A 17,684-nucleotide genomic window follows, 5' to 3' on the forward strand; every position below is an offset into this window, starting at 1 on the left:
GACGGATGTTTATGATGTTTTTGGATCCCGACTCCGAGGAGTCACTGGTCAACCAGATCGTTTCGGGGATCAGCCTGGCGATCAAAGAACACCGGCTGAAATCCGGCAGCAAACTGCCTTCGATCCGCAAATTCGCACAGACCCACAAGGTCAGCCACTTTACTGCTGTCGAAGCCTACGACCGCCTGGTAGCGCTCGGTCATCTGACGCCGGTGCGCAATGCCGGTTTCTATGTGCGCAGCAGCCCCGGCAACCCGCGCCCCGACCCCGTGCCAGTGACCCACGAGGAAGACACTGAGTTCGACTTTGACGCGCACCTGCTGCTGCAAAAAGTCTTCCAGCCCATGGGCATGGAATTACGCCCGGGCATCGGCCTGCTGCCCGAGCAGTGGACAGACCACGACGGCCTGCAACGCGGCCTGCGCACTTTGGCGCGCAGCGAGCCCGGCAGTTTTTCCGGTTACGGGCAGGCCAAAGGTTCGCCGCGGCTGCGCGCTAAACTTGCCGAAAAACTGGCAGACACGCGAATCGCTGCGCACCCTGAACAGATCATGCTGACCAGCGGCGGCAGCCATGCGCTGGACCTGGTCACGCGTTATCTGGTGCAACGCGGTGACAGCGTGCTGGTCGACGAACCGGGCTATCACAACCTGTTCCTCAACTTGCGTTTGCAAGGGGCCAAACTGCTGGGTGTGCCGCGCACCCTCGATGGCTTTAACCTTGAGGTGCTTGAAGCGCTGATTATCCAGCATCGGCCCAAAGTGTTTTTCACCAACACTCGCCTGCACTGCCCGACCGGCACCAGCCTGTCGCTGGCGGTGGCACATCGGGTGCTGCAACTGGCTGAAAAGTACGACTTCCTGATTGTCGAAAATGACATTTACGCCGACCTCGACACCACCGGCCAGCAAGCGCTGGCGGGCATGGATCAGCTGTCGCGGGTGATCTACATCGGCAGCTTTTCGAAAACCATTGCCCCGGCATTGCGGGTCGGGTTTGTAGCGGCACACCAGGAACTGATCGACGAATTGGTGCCGCTCAAGCTGGTCAGCGGCCTCACCACCTCGGAGCTGACCGAAGAACTGGCCCTGACGGTATTGCTACAGGGCCGCCACCGCAAACACGTCAAACAGTTACAGAGCAACCTCGCCGACGCCCACGAAACCGTCGCGCGGTTACTGGAAGGCGTGGGCATGGAGCTGTTCGTCAAACCCCATGCCGGGATGTTTCTGTGGGCCCGTCATCCCTTGATCGAAGACTCCACCGCGCTGGCAACCAAAGCCCGCGACGAAAAAATCCTGCTCGCCCCCGGCCAGTTATTCATGCCCAACGCTCAGATCGTTCCGTGGATGCGATTCAATGTGGCGCATTCCCTGGATGAGCGCATTTACCGGCTGTTGGAGCGGGAGATAGAGCGCCTCTAAGATCAAAAGATCGCGAGGCAAGCTCGCTCCTACAGGGTATTCGGGTTTTTTTGTCCTACAAAAAACGTTCTGACGATTGTATGAATCGTCCATCGACTCTAGAGTCTGGGTTGCCCTGCTGGCGTTTACGTAAACGTTATGTTCTGCACGGCCTAAAAAGGATGCCTGGCCACGCCCGTGTTCAGGCGCGCTATAACAAAAAGGGCTACTCATGACTCCTTCATCTTCGCCTCACCCCGAGCGCATTGATCAGCATCTGGATTCGGCTTATCGCAGAACGGCTTGGCGTGTCATGCCGCTGCTGATGGTGTGTTTTCTCGTCGCATACCTGGACCGGGTCAACGTCGGCTTTGCCAAATTGCAGATGCTCGATGACCTTAAATTCAGTGAGGCGGTGTACGGCTTGGGCGCCGGGATTTTCTTCATCGGTTACCTGATGTTTGAAGTCCCGAGCAACATCGCCCTGCACCGTTACGGCGCGCGCCGCTGGATCGCACGGATTATGGTCACCTGGGGGTTGCTCTCGGCGGCAATGATGTTTGTGCAAACACCGTGGAGCTTTTACACCCTGCGTTTTTTGATCGGCGTGGCTGAAGCCGGGTTCTTCCCGGGGATTATTTTTTACCTCACCACCTGGTTCCCGGGCCATCGTCGGGGCGTGATGGTGGCGTTGTTTATCTCGGCCTTGCCGATTTCCAACATGCTGGGCTCACTGATTTCCGGTTTCATCATGCAGTACATGCATGGCGTGGCGGGTTTCGCAGGTTGGCAATGGCTGTTTGTTATCGAAGGCTTGCCGGCGGTGGCGCTGGGCATGGCGGTGTTTTATCTGTTGCATGACCGCATCGCCGATGCCAAGTGGCTGACGGCCGAGGAAAAACAAGGCATGCAGGCCGCCATCGAGCGTGACAACCAAGGCAAGCAAGGACACTCGATACGCGAAGGGTTGCTCAACCCGAAAATATGGCTGCTGGGCGGCGTGTATTTTTGCCTGGTCATGGGCCAGTACATCATCAGCTTCTGGATGCCGACCATTATCCGCAACAGCGGCATCGAGCAACCGTGGGTGATCGGCATGCTCTCGGCGATTCCGTTCACCGCAGCAGCGGTGGTCATGGTGCTGGTGGGGCGCAGCTCAGACCGCCATCGTGAGTACCGCTGGCACTTGGCAATCTGCGCCACCCTGGGCGCCGCCGGGGTGCTGTTTGGCACACTGTTCGGCGGCAATCTGCTGCTCGGCATGATCGGTTTGACCATTGGCACCGCGGCCATGGTCAGCAGCCTGCCGGTGTTCTGGAGCATGCCCACCGCAGTGGTCGGCGGGGCTGCCGCAGCGGCAGGTATCGCGCTGATCAACTCCATGGGCAACGTCGCCGGATTCTTTGCCACCATCGTGGTCGGCTGGATCACCCAAGTCACCGGCAGCACCCAAGCCTCGATGTACATGATGGCGGCGGTGCTGGTGCTGGGCGGCGTATTGGGCCTCTGTGTGCCCAAGGTCAAAGCCGGTATCAGCGGGCTGGCCCCGGCCAACCCGCTGCCACAGCAGCCCTGACCGCTCAGGCGGGCCCGGCGGTCAGTACATGGCTGCCGGGCCATTGATCCTGCAGGCACATGTCGCTGACCACCTGACGTATCAGGTCAGCCACGGCCTGCCGCGCCGGGGTCGATGGCATGCGCGTCGACACGCACAACCCTACACGCCGATTCAACCCGGGGCAGTCTATGCGCCGCGCAATCAACCGACCTTCGTCGACTTCGCGGCGGGCCAGGTTGAGCGGCATGATGGTCGGCCCAATCCCCGCCTCCACCGCACTTTTAAGAATGTGCACCGAGTTGACCTCCAGGGCCACCGACTCAACGAACGCACCCTGTTTGGCCAGCGCAGACTCAACCAGCGCCCGCGTGCAATGCCCGTGGGCCAGCCCCGGCCACACCAGCGGGCGCGCCAGTGCCTGCTCAAGCGTGAGGGCGCCGGTGCCCGGAGGCTGTGGGTCGGTCGCCGCGCTGAGCCAGTAAAAGTCCTCTTGCAGCAGCGGGCTGAAGGCGATTTCGGCAGGCAAGCCGACATCGGTAAACAACGCCAGGTCAATGCGCCCGTACAGCAGTTGCTCAAACAGATTGCCGGTCAGTTCTTCATTGAGGTTCAGGCTGATATGCGGATAACGCGCCGCCACCGCACGCAGCAATGGCAAGGCCAGCGGGCTGGCGACGCTCTGCGGCAAGGCCACCACCACCGAGCCGCTGAGGGTTTGCGCCGAGTCAAGGACCGCCACGCGGGCGTCCTGTAGATGCTTGAGAATGCCTTGGGCGTACTCGTAGAAGACTTTGCCCGGATCCGTCGCGCTGACGCCGTTGCGGCTGCGGTGCAACAACTGCACCCCGAGTTCTTTTTCGAGTTCCAGGACCTGTTTACTCAGGGCCGATTGGGCCACAAAGACTTCGCGGGCAGCCCCCGAGAGGCTGCCGCAGTCAATAATCGCCACAAAATATTTGAGCTGTCGAATTTCCATGCTGGCGATTCTACAGCCCTTGAGGTGCCCAGGCGTCAGCCAAAAATCTTGCCGGGGTTCATCAAGCCTTTGGGGTCTAGCGCGTGCTTGATTGAACGCATGACATCCACCGCATTCTGGCCATGCTCGACCGCCATGTAGTCCCGCTTGGTCAAGCCAATGCCGTGCTCGCCGGTGCAACTGCCTTCGTAAGCAATGGCCCGCTCGGCCAGGCGGTGCGCCACCGCTTCGGCGCGAGCCACTTCGTCGGCATTGTCGGGATCGACGAGGATCAGGGCGTGGAAATTGCCATCGCCCACATGGCCAAAAATCGGCGCCAGCAGGCCATTTTCTTCAAGGTCTGCGGCGGTCGCTTCAATGCACTCGGCCAGGCGCGAAATCGGTACCACCGAGTCGGTGGTCAAGGATCGGCAGCCAGGACGCAACGCCACCGAAGCAAAGTAGGCATCGTGCCGCGCTTGCCACAGCCGGGTACGGTCTTCAGGGTTGACCGCCCATTCAAAGTCCTGGCCGCCGTGTTCATCAGCCACCAGGCGCACGGTTTCAATCTGCTCTTTAACCCCGGACTCCGAGCCATGCAATTCAAAGAACAAGGACGGCGCTTCACGCAGTGAAGTCTTGCTGTAAGCGTTGATCGCCCGCACGGTCAGCGCATCGATCAGCTCGATGCGGGCAATCGGCACGCCCAACTGAATGGTCTGGATCACCGCCTGCACGGCTTGATCCACAGAAGGGAACGTGCAAATGGCCGCCGACACGGCTTCAGGCAAGGGGTGCAATTTAACCGTCAACTCGGCGAAGGTCGCCAACGTACCGCCCGAACCCACCAGCAAGTGCGTCAGGTCATACCCGGCCGAAGACTTGCGGGCCCGGCCGCCGGTCTGGATCACTCGACCGTCTGCCAGCACCGCGGTCATGCCCAGCACGTTCTCGCGCATGGTGCCGTAACGCACAGCGTTGGTGCCCGACGCCCGGGTCGAGGCCATGCCGCCCAACGACGCATCGGCCCCCGGATCAATCGGAAAAAACAAACCGGTGCCGTGCAAAGCGGCGTTCAATTGTTTGCGCGTGACACCCGGCTGCACCGTCACGTCCATGTCGTCCGGGCGGATCTGGATAATCTGGTTCATGCCCGACACATCGATGCACACCCCGCCCTGCACCGCCTGCAGCCAGCCCTCAAGTGAGGTGCCGCTGCCGTAAGGAATCATCGGCACATCGTGGGCGTGGCACAGGCTCGAGACGCTAATGATCTCCTCAAGGCTCTCGACAAACGCAACCGCATCCGGCGGGACCGGGCCCAACGACGAAATATCGCTGCCGTGGTGCTCGCGCACACTGGCCGACGTCGACAGCCGTGTGCCCAAAAGTTGCCCCAGTGCGAGCAATAAAGACTCGGGCAAGGGCTTGCGGTTCAGCAGCGTTGGAATTGCGTTCATCAGGCCATCCTCGATTATTTTTTTGGCACCACGCGAGCATCTTAAACGCAGCGGCCGCCCTCCTCGCCATTCCAAATACAGAGGGTACTATCTGCTTAAAGCATGGCACATGGTCAATCGCGCCAGCCTGAACTACGCTGGCTGCCCGATCCTTCGTCGTCGTGGGGCTCTCTATGCAATTGGGTAAAAAGATCTCCAACCTGGAACAGCTGACCTACCGGTACTACCGCTGGATCCACGCCCTGCGCATCAGCCTGGCGTTTCTCATCACCTACACCGTGATCCGTTATTTCAGGCTCGACGGGGCCGTGTGGATCCTCATCACCCTGCTGATCGTAATGGGGCCGCAGCCGTATTGGGGCAACGTGTTCTCAAGGGCGCTGCAACGTACTGGCGGGACGGTGATCGGCGCATTATCCGGGCTGATCGCGCTGTTTCTGGAGATCTATTCATTCCCGGCAATGCTGCTGTGGTGCGCGGTGGTGATGTTTGTAGCCGGCTACCTGACCCTCGGCAAGCACCCGTACATGGCCTTGCTCATCGGTTCAACCCTGGCCGTGGTCAGTTGCTCACCGCCCAATGACATGGAGTCTGCCCTTCTGCGCAGCCTGTATGTGTTGACCGGCTCCGTGCTAGCGATGCTCTATTCGAGCATCTACCCGCAGCGCGCCTACACCGACTGGCGCATCACCTTCAGCCAGAGCCTGGGCAAACTCAAGCATCTGTACGAAACCTGCTTTTCGCAGAAGACCCTTGAGCGGCCGCAACTGGAAGAACAGCTAAAGGATGAGCTAGACACCATCCTTAAACTGCGAAACTACATCGTCCCGGCCAGCAGTGAAAGCAAGCTCAAGCCTGCGGTTTTACACGGGTTGCAAACGCTGCACCGGAATCTGCTGTCGACGCTGACGCTGATGATCGATGCCTACTGGTCGTCTGCCCAAAGCCACACGCTGATTGAAGACCAACCAGTGTTGCGTGAGGTTCGGCAGTTGATCCCCCAAGCCTTGCAGTCGCTGCAAAACACGTTGTGCATGGGCATTGGCAACAACGACATCAGCGACCAGTTGCGTCAAACCACTCGTGACCTCAAGGACCTGGCCCTGCAAGTCGCCAACAGCAAAAGTGTCGAAACCCCGTTCTACGCCTATGTCTGGCTGAGCCTGCAAATGCTCCAGCAGTTGACCGAACTGAATGATCAATTGCATGCCGCGCTCTATCGAGGACACGTAGCTGCTCATCGAAGTTGAGCGCAAAAAACTAAAGACAATTCCTACTTATTAGGTAGGAATTACCCTACTTAAAACTAAGATTTTTTACCTTCTTGTGATTTTTTATAACAACGCAAATTCACGATAAACGCTCAAAAAAAGTCATGAATAGATAAATAACTAATTGTTTTTAATTAAAAAATTAAGAACAAAAAACACTCCCTGCCAACACGCTCTGGCAACCCCTGTGCCCAAATAATTGCTCTTGCGCTAACCCCCCCAAAAATATGGTCTAGGCTCAGATCGCCCCCACCGCAATGGATTTGAACGGTCGAGCCGATGAAACACACCTGCATCGGGTATTACGTGCCTACGGCCCGTCAATCGGGGTGGGCAGCCCCTGTAAAACCCTCATTTATTGTCACCACGCCTGAACGGCTCAGCCCGTTACCGGCCTTTTTGTGTGGGCGCAGGTTCATGCCCTGCCCCACACGCCGAACACTCATTTTTACCGCACTGTAGACAGGAGGGCTTATGCAACTCACCCCCAGAGAGATCGACAAACTCATGGTTTACACCCTCTCGGACGTGGCGCTGCGCCGCAAGGCGCGCGGCTTGAAGCTGAACTACCCGGAGGCCGTTTCAATCATCACCGTCACGGCCCTGGAAGGCGCCCGGGACGGCAAGTCGGTTGAAGACGTCATGACAGAAGCCAGCAAAGTGCTGACCAAAGACGATGTGATGGAAGGCGTCAGCGAGCTGATTCCGAACGTTCAGGTTGAGGCGATTTTTACCGACGGCAGCCGTCTGGTGACCGTTCACGACCCGATCAAATAACGGCCTGGCTTGATCGCTCAACGCACACAGCCCTGTTTTGAGGAGCCCGTCATGACCCGCAAAAAAACTGCCGCACCCGCCAGCCCGCACCAGGACACGCATCCTGAGCACAGCATCCCCAACGCCAAAGACCCCGGTGGCGTGCCCAAAGGCCAAGAGGACGATGTACCGCTGGGCGGCATTGTCTACGCCAGCACACCGATCACCTTCAACGAAGACCGCCCGGTGACCCAGATCAAAGTGCGCAACACCGGCGACCGCCCGATTCAGATCGGCTCGCATTACCACTTTTTTGAAGTGAACCGCGCACTGGAATTCGACCGGGCTGCCGCCTTTGGCAAACGTCTGAACATCACTTCGACCACGGCGATCCGCTTTGAGCCGGGCGATGAAATTGAAGTGTCACTGATCCCTTACGGTGGCAAACAAACCGTCTACGGCTTCAACAACCTGGTCGATGGCTGGGCGCCAGACAACACCATCGCCCTGCATGAGCGCGCGGAAAAACTGCAAGCCATACAACTTGCCACCGAGCTGGGTTTCAAGTTTTCCAAGACCGACCCGTAGACCGCTCAGCCCCTCATGCACTCACTTTTTTTGCACCTGCGCAGTGACGCCCTCAGCGCCAGCGCGGCATTAGCAAGGAGCCACCGATGCCCACCATTTCACGCAAAGAATACGCAGGCCTGTTTGGCCCCACCACCGGCGACAAAATCCGCCTGGGCGATACCAACCTGTTCGTCGAAATCGAAAAGGACCTGCGCGGTTACGGCGAAGAATCGGTCTACGGAGGGGGTAAATCCCTGCGCGACGGCATGGGTCACAACAACCACCTGACCCGCGACAACGGCGTGCTGGACCTGGTGATCACCAACGTCACCATCATTGACCCGATTCAGGGCGTGATCAAAGCCGACGTCGGTATTCGTGACGGCAAGATTTGCGGCATCGGCAAAAGCGGCAACCCGGACGTGATGTCCGGCATCAGCACAGACATGGTGGTCGGCGTCAGCACCGATGCCATCTCGGGCGAGCACTTGATCCTCACCGCTGCCGGGATCGACACGCATATTCACCTGATCTCGCCGCAACAGGCCTACCACGGCCTGTCCAATGGCATTACCACTTTCTTCGGCGGCGGCATTGGCCCCACAGATGGCACCAACGGCACCACCGTAACCCCCGGTCCGTGGAACATCCGCAAGATGCTGCGGGCCATTGAAGGCCTGCCGATCAACGTCGGTTTGCTGGGCAAAGGCAACTCTTATGCCCACGCCCCGCTGGCCGAGCAAATCATTGCCGGGGTCGCGGGCCTCAAGGTCCACGAAGACTGGGGCGCCACTTCCAACGCCCTGCGCCACTCGCTGCGCATTGCCGATGAAATGGACGTGCAGGTCTCGGTCCACACCGACAGCCTGAACGAAGGCGGCTACGTCGAAGACACCATTGATGCCTTTGAAGGCCGCACCATTCACACCTTCCATACCGAAGGTGCAGGTGGCGGCCACGCCCCGGACATTATCCGCGTGGCCAGCCAGCTCAACGTGCTGCCGAGTTCGACCAACCCGACCCTGCCCTATGGTGTCAACAGCCAGGCAGAGCTGTTCGACATGATCATGGTGTGCCACAACCTTAACCCCAACGTGCCCGCCGACGTGTCGTTTGCAGAAAGCCGGGTGCGCCCGGAAACCATCGCTGCCGAAAACGTGCTGCAGGACATGGGCGTGATTTCGATGTTTTCCAGCGACTCTCAGGCCATGGGCCGGGTCGGGGAAAACTGGCTGCGGGTGATGCAAACCGCCCACGCGATGAAAGCCTCTCGCGGCAAACTACCGGAAGACAGCCCGGATAACGACAACTTCCGGGTGCTGCGCTACGTCGCGAAAATCACCATCAACCCGGCCATTGCCCAGGGTGTGAGCCATGTTCTGGGCTCGGTCGAAGTCGGCAAAATGGCCGATCTGGTGCTCTGGGACCCACGGTTCTTCGGGGCCAAGCCAAAAATGGTGATCAAGGGCGGGATGATCAACTGGGCCGCCATGGGCGACCCCAACGCCTCCCTGCCCACGCCGCAACCGGTGTACTACCGCCCCATGTTCGGCGCCTTCGGCAAAACCCTGCAGGACACCTGCGTGACCTTTGTGTCGCAAGCCGCGCTGGAGGACGGGGTAAAAGAAAAAGCCGGGCTGGACCGCCAGGTCATGGCCATACGCAACTGCCGCACCATCTCCAAAAAAGACCTGGTGCGTAACGACCAGACGCCAAAAATCGAAGTGAATCCGGAAACCTTCGAGGTCAAGGTCGACGGCGTGCACGCCACGTGCAAACCCATCGACGTGGCCGCCATGAACCAGCGCTACTTCTTCGGCTAAGCCAAACAAATCTGTAGGAGCGAGCTTGCCTCGCGATCTTTTAAACGATCGAAAGATCGCGAGGCAAGCTCGCTCCTACGGGTTCAATAAGGAGTTTTTGACGTGATTTTGATTGAACACATTCTGGGCAATGCCAAGAAAGACCCGGCCTGGAAGCAAAAACTGCAAGGGGCTGACATTGATGTGCTGGTCCTCGATCAGCGTGAAGCGCAAAAAAGCCGCTGCCGCCGCACCAGCGTCGGCGGGCTTGACCTCGGGATCTCGCTGGACCGCAACGTGGTGCTGGCTGACGGCGACGTACTGATGTGGGATGAGCCCACCCGGCATGCCGTGGTGGTGCAACTCAACCTGCGCGACGTGATGGTCATTGACTTGAGAGAGCTCAAGCAGCAACCCCTGGACGTACTGATCAAGACCAGCTTCGAACTCGGGCATGCCCTGGGCAACCAGCACTGGAAAGCCGTGACCAAAAACAACGAGGTGTACATCCCGCTCACGGTGGAAACCAAGATGATGGATTCGGTGATGCGCACCCACGGCTTTGAGCACCTGCCCTACGCCTTTGTCAGCGGTGCCGCCGTGCTGCCCAACCTCACCTCTTCTGAAGCGCGCCTGCTGTTTGGTGGCGCCGAAGAAACCGCCACCCACGTTCATGTGGCCAGCCCCCAGGACAAATTGGAAGCCGCCGCCCTGCAGATCAAAGGCCAATACCTGCATGACCCGCACAGCCATAGCCATGACAACGGCCTGACGTTTCACAGCCATGACGCTAAGCACTAAACCCGGCATAAGGCACTTTGGATGAACGCATCAGACCTGATTCGCATCATGCAGTTTGGCGACTCGGTATTGCCCGTAGGCGCCTTTTCGTTCTCGAACGGCGTCGAGTCGGCGATTCAGACCGGCATCGTGCACGATGTCGACAGCCTCAAGGGGTTTGTCCTCACCGCCCTCAAACAAGCCGCCAGTTGTGACGGCATGGGCGTGGTCGCGGCGCACCGGGCCGCCGTGGCCGATGACCGTGACGCGATCCTGCGCGCCGACTGGGCGGTGAACAACCGCAAGCTCAACGAAGAAAGCCGGTTAATGGCCACCCGCATGGGCAAAAAACTCGCCGAAATGTCGATCCATGTGGTGGAAAAACCACTGGTGCGCTGGTGGCTCGAACAAATCAAAGCCGGCCATGCCGCCGGCACCTACCCCGTCACCCAGGCCGTGGTCATGTCGACCCAAGGCATCGGTGCCCGAGAAGTGGTGGTGATGCACCAGTATGGTGTGGCCATGACCATCCTCAGCGCGGCCATGCGCCTGATGCGGGTCACCCACCTCGACACCCAGCGCATTTTGTTTGAACTGAACCATGACATCGAAACCTTCTGCGACATCGCAGAAATCGGCGACATCGAGCAAATGTCGTCGTATGTCCCCATCGTCGACGTGCTGGCGGCGGTCCACGTCAAAGCCCATGTGCGTTTGTTCATGAACTGAATCGTTGCACTTTCCAAGGAAGAGCCTGTGAAAAAGATTACCCGTATTGGTATTGGCGGCCCGGTCGGCTCCGGCAAAACCGCCGTCATTGAAGTGATCACCCCGATCCTGATCCAGCGTGGCTACAAACCGCTGATCATCACCAACGACATCGTTACTACCGAAGATGCCAAACAGGTCAAGCGCACGCTCAAGGGCATCCTCGACGAAGACAAGATACTTGGCGTTGAAACCGGCGCCTGCCCGCACACGGCGGTACGCGAAGACCCGAGCATGAACATCGCCGCGGTCGAAGAGATGGAAGAGAAGTTCCCGGACAGCGACCTGATCATGATCGAGAGCGGCGGCGACAACCTGACCCTGACCTTCAGCCCCGCCCTGGCCGACTTTTATATCTACGTGATCGACGTCGCCGAAGGCGAGAAAATCCCCCGCAAGAACGGCCCCGGCCTGGTGCAAGCGGACATTCTGATCATCAATAAAATCGACCTGGCGCCTTACGTGGGCGCGAGCCTGGAGGTCATGGAAAGCGACACCCAAGTGGTGCGCAGCGGCCGCCCTTACATCCTCACCAACTGCAAAACCGGGCATGGCATCGAAGCGCTGGTGGACATGATCGAACACATGTTCCTGTTCGCCCACAAACCCTCTGCCCCGGCGACCAAGGCTGAGGTTACGGCATGACCGCGCAGAGCCAGATCGTGAACAACCCTTCACGGCTTCGTGCTCATTCACTCGGCAACGACGCCCCGGAACTCGCGCAGTACCAGGACGAACCCGCGCAGATGCACAGCGGCGCCGTCGGCAAAAGCGGTTACCTGCGCCTGGGCTTTGAGCAACGCGGCAAGCGCAGCGTGCTGGCGGACATGGAGCGGCGCGTGCCGTCATTGGTGCAACGAGCCTTGTACTGGGACGAAGCACTGCCGCAACTGCCCTGCGTGACCATGATCTCGACCTCGGGTTGCGTGCTCCAGGGCGACCGTCTGGCCACCGATGTGAGCGTGGGCGTGGGCGCCTGCGGGCATGTCACCACCCAATCGGCGACCAAAGTGCACTCCATGAACGCCAACTACGCCACGCAGGTTCAGCACCTGCGAATCGAAGAAAACGGCTATCTGGAGTTTATGCCCGACCCGCTGATCCCCCATCGCGATGCGCGGTTTATCACTGATACGCGCATCAGCATCCACCCGACGGCAACGGCCCTTTACTGCGAGACCCTGATGTCGGGGCGCAAGTATCACCATGTCGATGAGCGTTTCGGCTTTGATGTGTATTCCTCGCGGGTATCCGCCGAAACCCTTGAGGGCAAGGAGCTGTTTGTCGAGAAATACGTGCTGGAGCCGAAAAAGCAAAGCCTGGACGCCGTGGGTGTCATGCAAACCTTTGACGTGTTCGCCAACGTGGTGTTGCTCACGCCCCAAGAACATCACGAGCGCATTGTCGAGCGCATCCCGGCCGTGTTTGACAGGCAGGCGGGGCTGGCCAGCGGTGTCACACGCTTGCCCAATCAGTGCGGTTTAATCTTCAAAGTGCTGGGCAATGACAGCGGCGCGGTCAAAGCGCAAATCCGCGCATTTTGGGCCGTCGCCCGTGAAGAGATCCTGGGCGTGACTTTGCCACCGCCCTATTTGTGGAAGTAAACGCCGCTGACGGGAGCAGGTGAACACGGCTCCCAGCGGGGTTCGATGGAGACAGTCACTATGCACGCGGCGTTATCCAAGTGGTCGCAACTGGCAAACGGCAATGCACTGCTGGGGTTTATTGACGTCACCCTGCGCGGCTGCGCGCAGGTGATGTTCCAGAACAACCCGCTGACCGGCTTGCTGTTTTTTGCCGCGATATTTGTCGGGGCCTTTGCCGAAGGCAATCCGGCGGTCGCATTTGGCAGCGTGCTGGGCACTGTCGCGGCCACATTTACCGGCATGCACCTCAAGGACCAGACGTCGTGGAAAGCCGGTTTGTTCGGCTATAACGGCTGCCTGGTGGGCGTTGGCTTGCCGACGTTTCTGGAGGTCACGCCCATCGTCTGGCTGTGCATCATCCTCGGCGGCGTGGTCTCGGTGATCGTCACCATCTGCATTGCCGACATTCTGAAAACCTGGAAAGTCGCGGCCCTGACGGCGCCCTTCGTTCTGGTGACCTGGACCATGCTGTTGGCCAGCTATGCCTTTGGCGGCCTGAACAGCCACGCACTGCCCCTGCCCAATCTGCCCCACGATCTGGTCGCACATACGCCAGACCTGCTCGACGGCATCGATGTGTTCCATGCCACGTTCTACGGCATCTCCGAAGTGTTTTTGATGAGCACCGTGGTCGGCAGTTTATTATTTTTGGCCGGTCTGGCAGTGTCTTCGTTGTGGGCAGCGCTGTTTGGGCTGGTGGGTTCATTACTGGCGGTGCTGGTGGCAACCCTGTTGCAGGGCGAGCAGTCGGCCATCAACAACGGCTTGTATGCGTTCAGTGCCGTGCTCACCGCCATCGCGCTGGGCTCAACCTTCAACAAGCCGCGCTTGCGGGTACTGATTTACACGCTGATCGGCGTAATTTTCACTGTATTTGTGCAGGGTGCTTTGAATACTGTGTTGGCCCCTGTGGGCATCCCGACCCTGACCATGCCTTTTGTGCTCGCGTCGTGGTTATTTCTGGTGCCAAACAAGGACGTAATGCCCTCTCATCGTCAATAAGTGCAGTGTTTTGAGGAACAACAATGACCGCTATCGCTCACCCTTCCAGCCGTTCTGACACCAGCGATACCACAAGGCGGGCCATTTATTTACTGGTAGGCCTGGTGGTCGCCAACCTGCTCGCCTGGGCCTGGGCGTTTATCGAGTTCGGCAGCAACCCGGTACTGATGGGCACCGCGTTGCTGGCCTACGGCTTCGGGTTACGCCATGCGGTGGATGCTGACCACATCGCGGCCATTGATAACGTCACGCGCAAATTGATGCAGCAAGGCAAGCGACCGATTGCCGTCGGTACGTGGTTCTCCCTCGGGCACTCAACCATTGTGGTGCTCGCCTCCTTTGCCATCGCCGCCACCGCCATGGCCTTCAAGGACGACATGGAGTGGTTCCATGAAACCGGCGGTTTGATCGGCACCCTGGTGTCCTCTGTGTTCCTGCTGCTGTTCGGCGTGCTCAACCTGGTGATCCTGCTGTCGGTGTACAAAAAGTTCAAACAGGTCAAGGCGGGCCACACCTTGCCCGCCGAAGAACTGGACCTGTTGGTGGTCAACAAGGGCGGGCTGATGGCACGCATCTTTGGCCGCCTGTTCAACCTGGTCAATAAAAGCTGGCACATGTACCCGGTGGGGTTCCTGTTCGGCCTTGGCTTTGACACCGCCACCGAAGTCGGGCTGCTGGGTATCAGCGCCACCAGCGCCTCACAAGGCATCAACCTGTGGTCAATCATGGTGTTCCCGGTGCTGTTTGCCGCCGGTATGGCACTGATCGACTCGCTCGACAACTTCGTGATGATCGGCGCCTATGGCTGGGCCTTCTCCAAGCCCGTGCGCAAGCTCTACTACAACATCACCATCACCGCCGCGTCGGTGTTTGTCGCGCTGTTTATCGGCGGCGTCGAAGCGCTGGGCCTGATCGCTGACAAGCTGGAACTGAGCGGCGGAGTATGGGCGCCGATTGCGGCGCTTAACGACAACTTTGGAGAAATTGGCTACTGGATCATCGCCCTGTTCGTGCTCTGCTGGCTGATCTCGGGGCTCAACTACTACTTGCGAGGCTATGACCAACTGGGTGCCAGCGTCTAAGGGCACTTGTTAAACTGCGCGAAGCCAGAAAGGTCAGGAGCATTAACCTGACCTACACTCTTGAAACCGCTAAATAGACACGTCGTAGGAATTATGACTTTATTACAGGAAGTTAAATCGCGACTCTCGTTTGCGTATGGGGTAGCCCTGGTGGCTGCCATCAATGGGATGGCCCTGATTCTGCCGGTGCTGCAACGCGGCATCGCCCACTCTGATGCGGCAGGCGGTGTCTTTAACTCGTGGAAGGACGCCTTAAGCTTTTTGGCCTTGCTGGAAATCCCCGGATTTGTCGTTGGCTTTTTGCTGGTGCTGATGTCGATAGGCCTGTTGCTCAAGTCACGCATCAGTTGGTTTTTTTCGCTGCTGTTATTGATCGCCACGGTCTGCGTCGATTTTTTTATCGTGAAAAATCCCAACGGCGTGGCCTACTACTCGTTGTTCACCATCGCCCTGCTGATTTTTTACTGGCGCCGCTTTGATCACCACAGCCTGGCCACCGGCAGCTTCTTTGCGATCGTCAGTATCGCCTCGCTGATTGTCTACAGCACGCTGGGCACGCTGTACTTGGGCGATCAGTTCACCCCCGAGGTCAACGACCTGCCTTCGGCGTTTTATTTCTCCATTGTGGTGATGTCGACCGTCGGCTTTGGCGACATCGTGCCGCATAGCACCGATGCCCGGCTCTTCACCGTCACGGTGATTATTCTGGGGATCACCATCTTCGCGGTGTCGGTGGCGTCGATTGCCGGACCTCTGATCAGCAACAACATTCAACGCATTGTCAAAGGCAGGATTACCCACATGGCCCGCAAAAATCACTACATTCTGGTTGGCACTGGCTCACTGGCCCAAAACGTCTATACCGGCCTGATTGATCGTGGCGAGCACGTCACGGTCATCAATGTCCCTGGCGCCCAGCACGAACTGCCGGAAACCGCCGACATCATCGAGGGTGATCCGTCTTCAACCGCGACCCTCAAACTGGCCGGTGCCGACGAAGCCAAATACATCGTCACCTTGCGTGAAAACGATGCAGAGAATGTGTTCACCATTCTGGCTGCCAAGGAAGTGGCCGGCGACACCACCAAAATCATCGCGCTGGTCAACGAAACCGACAACATCCCCAAGGTCAAACGCGTGGCCCCGAACATGGTGTTGTCCCTGCCGTTGCTGGGCAGTGAACTGCTGGTGCGCACCCTGCAGGGCGACCAGATCGACAACAACCTGATCACCGAAATCTTCTTCGGCAAGCGCACGTCGCTGTAACCAAACGCCCTTTCGTTTTGCCCCGCAATGGCCTGGAACAAGGCCATTACGGGGCCCCTCGCCCTGCCAGCGTAAAACTTAAAACCTGTCCTACACTCCCCCGAACCTCATAACGGACATGTGGTAGGTGGGAACCATGGCTTTATTACAGGAAGTTAAATCGCGACTCAGTTTTGCCTATGGCGTCGCGCTGCTGGTGGCAATCAATGGCTGTGCGATGGTCCTGCCCGTGTGGCTACGCTGGCTCGCGCAGGCCGAAGCTGCGGGCAGCTCGTTTCATTCATGGAAAGAAGCCCTGGGCTTTTTCGCCTTGCTGGAAATCCCTGTGGTCATCACAGGCTGCGTGCTTGTACTGATGTCATTCGGGCTGCTGATCAAGTCACGGATCAGTTGGTTCTTTGCCCTGCTGTTATTGCTGGCGGCGGTCTGCATCGACTTTTTCATCGAGAAAAAGCCCAGCTATGTCACTTACCTTTCGTTAGTCAGCATCGCCGTGCTGTTTTATAACTGGCGACGGTTTGACCACTACAGCCTGGCCACCGGCAGCTTTTTTGCAATCGTCAGCCTGGCCTCGCTGACCGTCTACAGCACGCTGGGCACGTTGTACCTGGGTGAGCAGTTCGCACCGCCAGTCACCGACCTGACCACGGCGTTCTATTTCGCGCTTGAGGTCATGACCACCGTTGCCTTTGGCGACATCCTCCCGCACTCCACCGTGTCCCGGTATTTTTGCCTGACGGTGATTGTGCTGGGCATCACCCTGTTTGCCATTTCCCTGGCGTCCATTGTCGGGCCGCTAATCAGCAACAATATCCAGCGCATCATTAAAGGCCGGATGACCCACATGGCGCGCAAAAAGCACTACATCCTGGTGGGCGCCAGTTCATTGGCCCACAACGTCTACAAAGGCCTGACGGCACGTGGCGAGCATGTCACGGTGATCTGCGCTCCGGGCAGCCAGCACGATCTGCCAGACCAGGCCGACATCATCGAGGGGGACCCGTCGGCCATCGCGACCCTCAAACTGGCGGACGCCGGTGCAGCCAAGTACATCGTCACCCTGTCGGACAGCGATGCACAAAACGTATTCACCATTTTGGCGGCCAAGGAAGTGGCCGGCGAAAACACCAAGATCATTGCGCTGGTCAACGACACTCAGAACATCTCCAAGGTCAAACGCGTTAACCCGACCCTGCTGTTGTCACTGCCGCTGCTGGGCAGTGAATTGCTGATACGCACCCTGCAAGGCGACACCATCAACAACGATCTGATCACTGAAATGTTCTTCGGCCAGCGCACGTCACTGGCGTAAAACGTGTGCTCGCTAAAGAGTAAAGCGAGGCCGTGACACCCATCACAGCCTCG

15 protein-coding genes and 1 pseudogene are annotated in these 17,684 nt (G+C 58.7%); 14 read left to right on the forward strand and 2 right to left on the reverse strand.

Features of this window, described 5'->3' with window-relative positions; genetic code table 11:
- Nucleotides 1-11: 11 nt before the first annotated feature.
- The gene (locus ACJJU9_RS14460) at nucleotides 12-1,424 is read left to right on the forward strand and encodes a PLP-dependent aminotransferase family protein (protein WP_407728826.1); all 1,413 of its coding nucleotides are present in this window, start codon (nucleotides 12-14) and stop codon (nucleotides 1,422-1,424) included.
- Nucleotides 1,425-1,635: 211 nt separating this feature from the next.
- Nucleotides 1,636-2,979, forward strand: a complete 1,344-nt coding sequence (locus ACJJU9_RS14465) for an MFS transporter (RefSeq protein WP_407728827.1) — start codon at nucleotides 1,636-1,638, stop codon at nucleotides 2,977-2,979.
- Nucleotides 2,980-2,983: 4 nt separating this feature from the next.
- Here the strand turns inward: ACJJU9_RS14465 and ACJJU9_RS14470 are convergent, their stop codons facing one another.
- Both ACJJU9_RS14470 and ACJJU9_RS14475 read right to left on the reverse strand, forming a co-directional pair.
- Nucleotides 2,984-3,937: a LysR substrate-binding domain-containing protein gene (locus tag ACJJU9_RS14470; protein ID WP_407728828.1), complete on the reverse strand. Its 954-nt coding sequence runs from the start codon at nucleotides 3,935-3,937 to the stop codon at nucleotides 2,984-2,986.
- Between the two features lie 35 nt (nucleotides 3,938-3,972).
- Entirely contained in the window at nucleotides 3,973-5,376 is a 1,404-nt protein-coding gene (locus ACJJU9_RS14475) for an FAD-binding oxidoreductase (RefSeq protein ID WP_048369201.1), read from the reverse strand.
- A gap of 173 nt (nucleotides 5,377-5,549) precedes the next feature.
- On the opposite strand from ACJJU9_RS14475, the gene ACJJU9_RS14480 reads away from it, so the two are divergent.
- From ACJJU9_RS14480 to kch (ACJJU9_RS14535), 12 genes and pseudogenes are all read left to right on the forward strand, one after another.
- Nucleotides 5,550-6,626: an FUSC family protein gene (locus ACJJU9_RS14480; RefSeq protein ID WP_407728829.1), complete on the forward strand. Its 1,077-nt coding sequence runs from the start codon at nucleotides 5,550-5,552 to the stop codon at nucleotides 6,624-6,626.
- Nucleotides 6,627-7,121: 495 nt separating this feature from the next.
- On the forward strand, nucleotides 7,122-7,424 hold the full coding sequence (locus ACJJU9_RS14485; RefSeq protein WP_048369202.1) for an urease subunit gamma: 303 nt from the start codon (nucleotides 7,122-7,124) through the stop codon (nucleotides 7,422-7,424).
- A gap of 171 nt (nucleotides 7,425-7,595) precedes the next feature.
- Nucleotides 7,596-7,886, forward strand: a pseudogene (locus ACJJU9_RS14490) (urease subunit beta); the annotation flags it as partial.
- A 191-nt stretch (nucleotides 7,887-8,077) separates the two neighbouring features.
- Nucleotides 8,078-9,796: an urease subunit alpha gene (locus ACJJU9_RS14495; RefSeq protein ID WP_153326474.1), complete on the forward strand. Its 1,719-nt coding sequence runs from the start codon at nucleotides 8,078-8,080 to the stop codon at nucleotides 9,794-9,796.
- A 102-nt stretch (nucleotides 9,797-9,898) separates the two neighbouring features.
- Entirely contained in the window at nucleotides 9,899-10,576 is a 678-nt protein-coding gene (gene ureE / locus ACJJU9_RS14500; RefSeq protein ID WP_407728830.1) for an urease accessory protein UreE, read from the forward strand.
- A gap of 21 nt (nucleotides 10,577-10,597) precedes the next feature.
- Nucleotides 10,598-11,284, forward strand: a complete 687-nt coding sequence (locus ACJJU9_RS14505) for an urease accessory protein UreF (RefSeq protein ID WP_048387409.1) — start codon at nucleotides 10,598-10,600, stop codon at nucleotides 11,282-11,284.
- Between the two features lie 27 nt (nucleotides 11,285-11,311).
- On the forward strand, nucleotides 11,312-11,968 hold the full coding sequence (gene ureG / locus ACJJU9_RS14510; protein ID WP_048387408.1) for an urease accessory protein UreG: 657 nt from the start codon (nucleotides 11,312-11,314) through the stop codon (nucleotides 11,966-11,968).
- Nucleotides 11,965-12,927: an urease accessory protein UreD gene (locus ACJJU9_RS14515; protein WP_407728831.1), complete on the forward strand. Its 963-nt coding sequence runs from the start codon at nucleotides 11,965-11,967 to the stop codon at nucleotides 12,925-12,927. The genes ureG and ACJJU9_RS14515 overlap by 4 nt, the downstream gene beginning before the upstream one ends.
- A 45-nt stretch (nucleotides 12,928-12,972) precedes the next feature.
- A complete protein-coding gene (gene yut, locus ACJJU9_RS14520; RefSeq protein ID WP_407728832.1) occupies nucleotides 12,973-13,971 on the forward strand; it encodes an urea transporter in 999 nt (332 codons plus the stop codon).
- 23 nt (nucleotides 13,972-13,994) lie between these two features.
- Nucleotides 13,995-15,053 (forward strand): HoxN/HupN/NixA family nickel/cobalt transporter, encoded by a 1,059-nt coding sequence (locus tag ACJJU9_RS14525; protein WP_407728833.1) that lies wholly within the window; start codon nucleotides 13,995-13,997, stop codon nucleotides 15,051-15,053.
- 93 nt (nucleotides 15,054-15,146) lie between these two features.
- A complete protein-coding gene (kch, locus tag ACJJU9_RS14530; protein ID WP_153335202.1) occupies nucleotides 15,147-16,319 on the forward strand; it encodes a voltage-gated potassium channel protein in 1,173 nt (390 codons plus the stop codon).
- A 136-nt stretch (nucleotides 16,320-16,455) separates the two neighbouring features.
- Nucleotides 16,456-17,631 (forward strand): voltage-gated potassium channel protein, encoded by a 1,176-nt coding sequence (kch, locus tag ACJJU9_RS14535; RefSeq protein ID WP_407728834.1) that lies wholly within the window; start codon nucleotides 16,456-16,458, stop codon nucleotides 17,629-17,631.
- Nucleotides 17,632-17,684 lie beyond the last annotated feature (53 nt).

It is taken from the genome of Pseudomonas helleri, assembly GCF_045830615.1.
GTDB lineage: Bacteria > Pseudomonadota > Gammaproteobacteria > Pseudomonadales > Pseudomonadaceae > Aquipseudomonas > Aquipseudomonas helleri.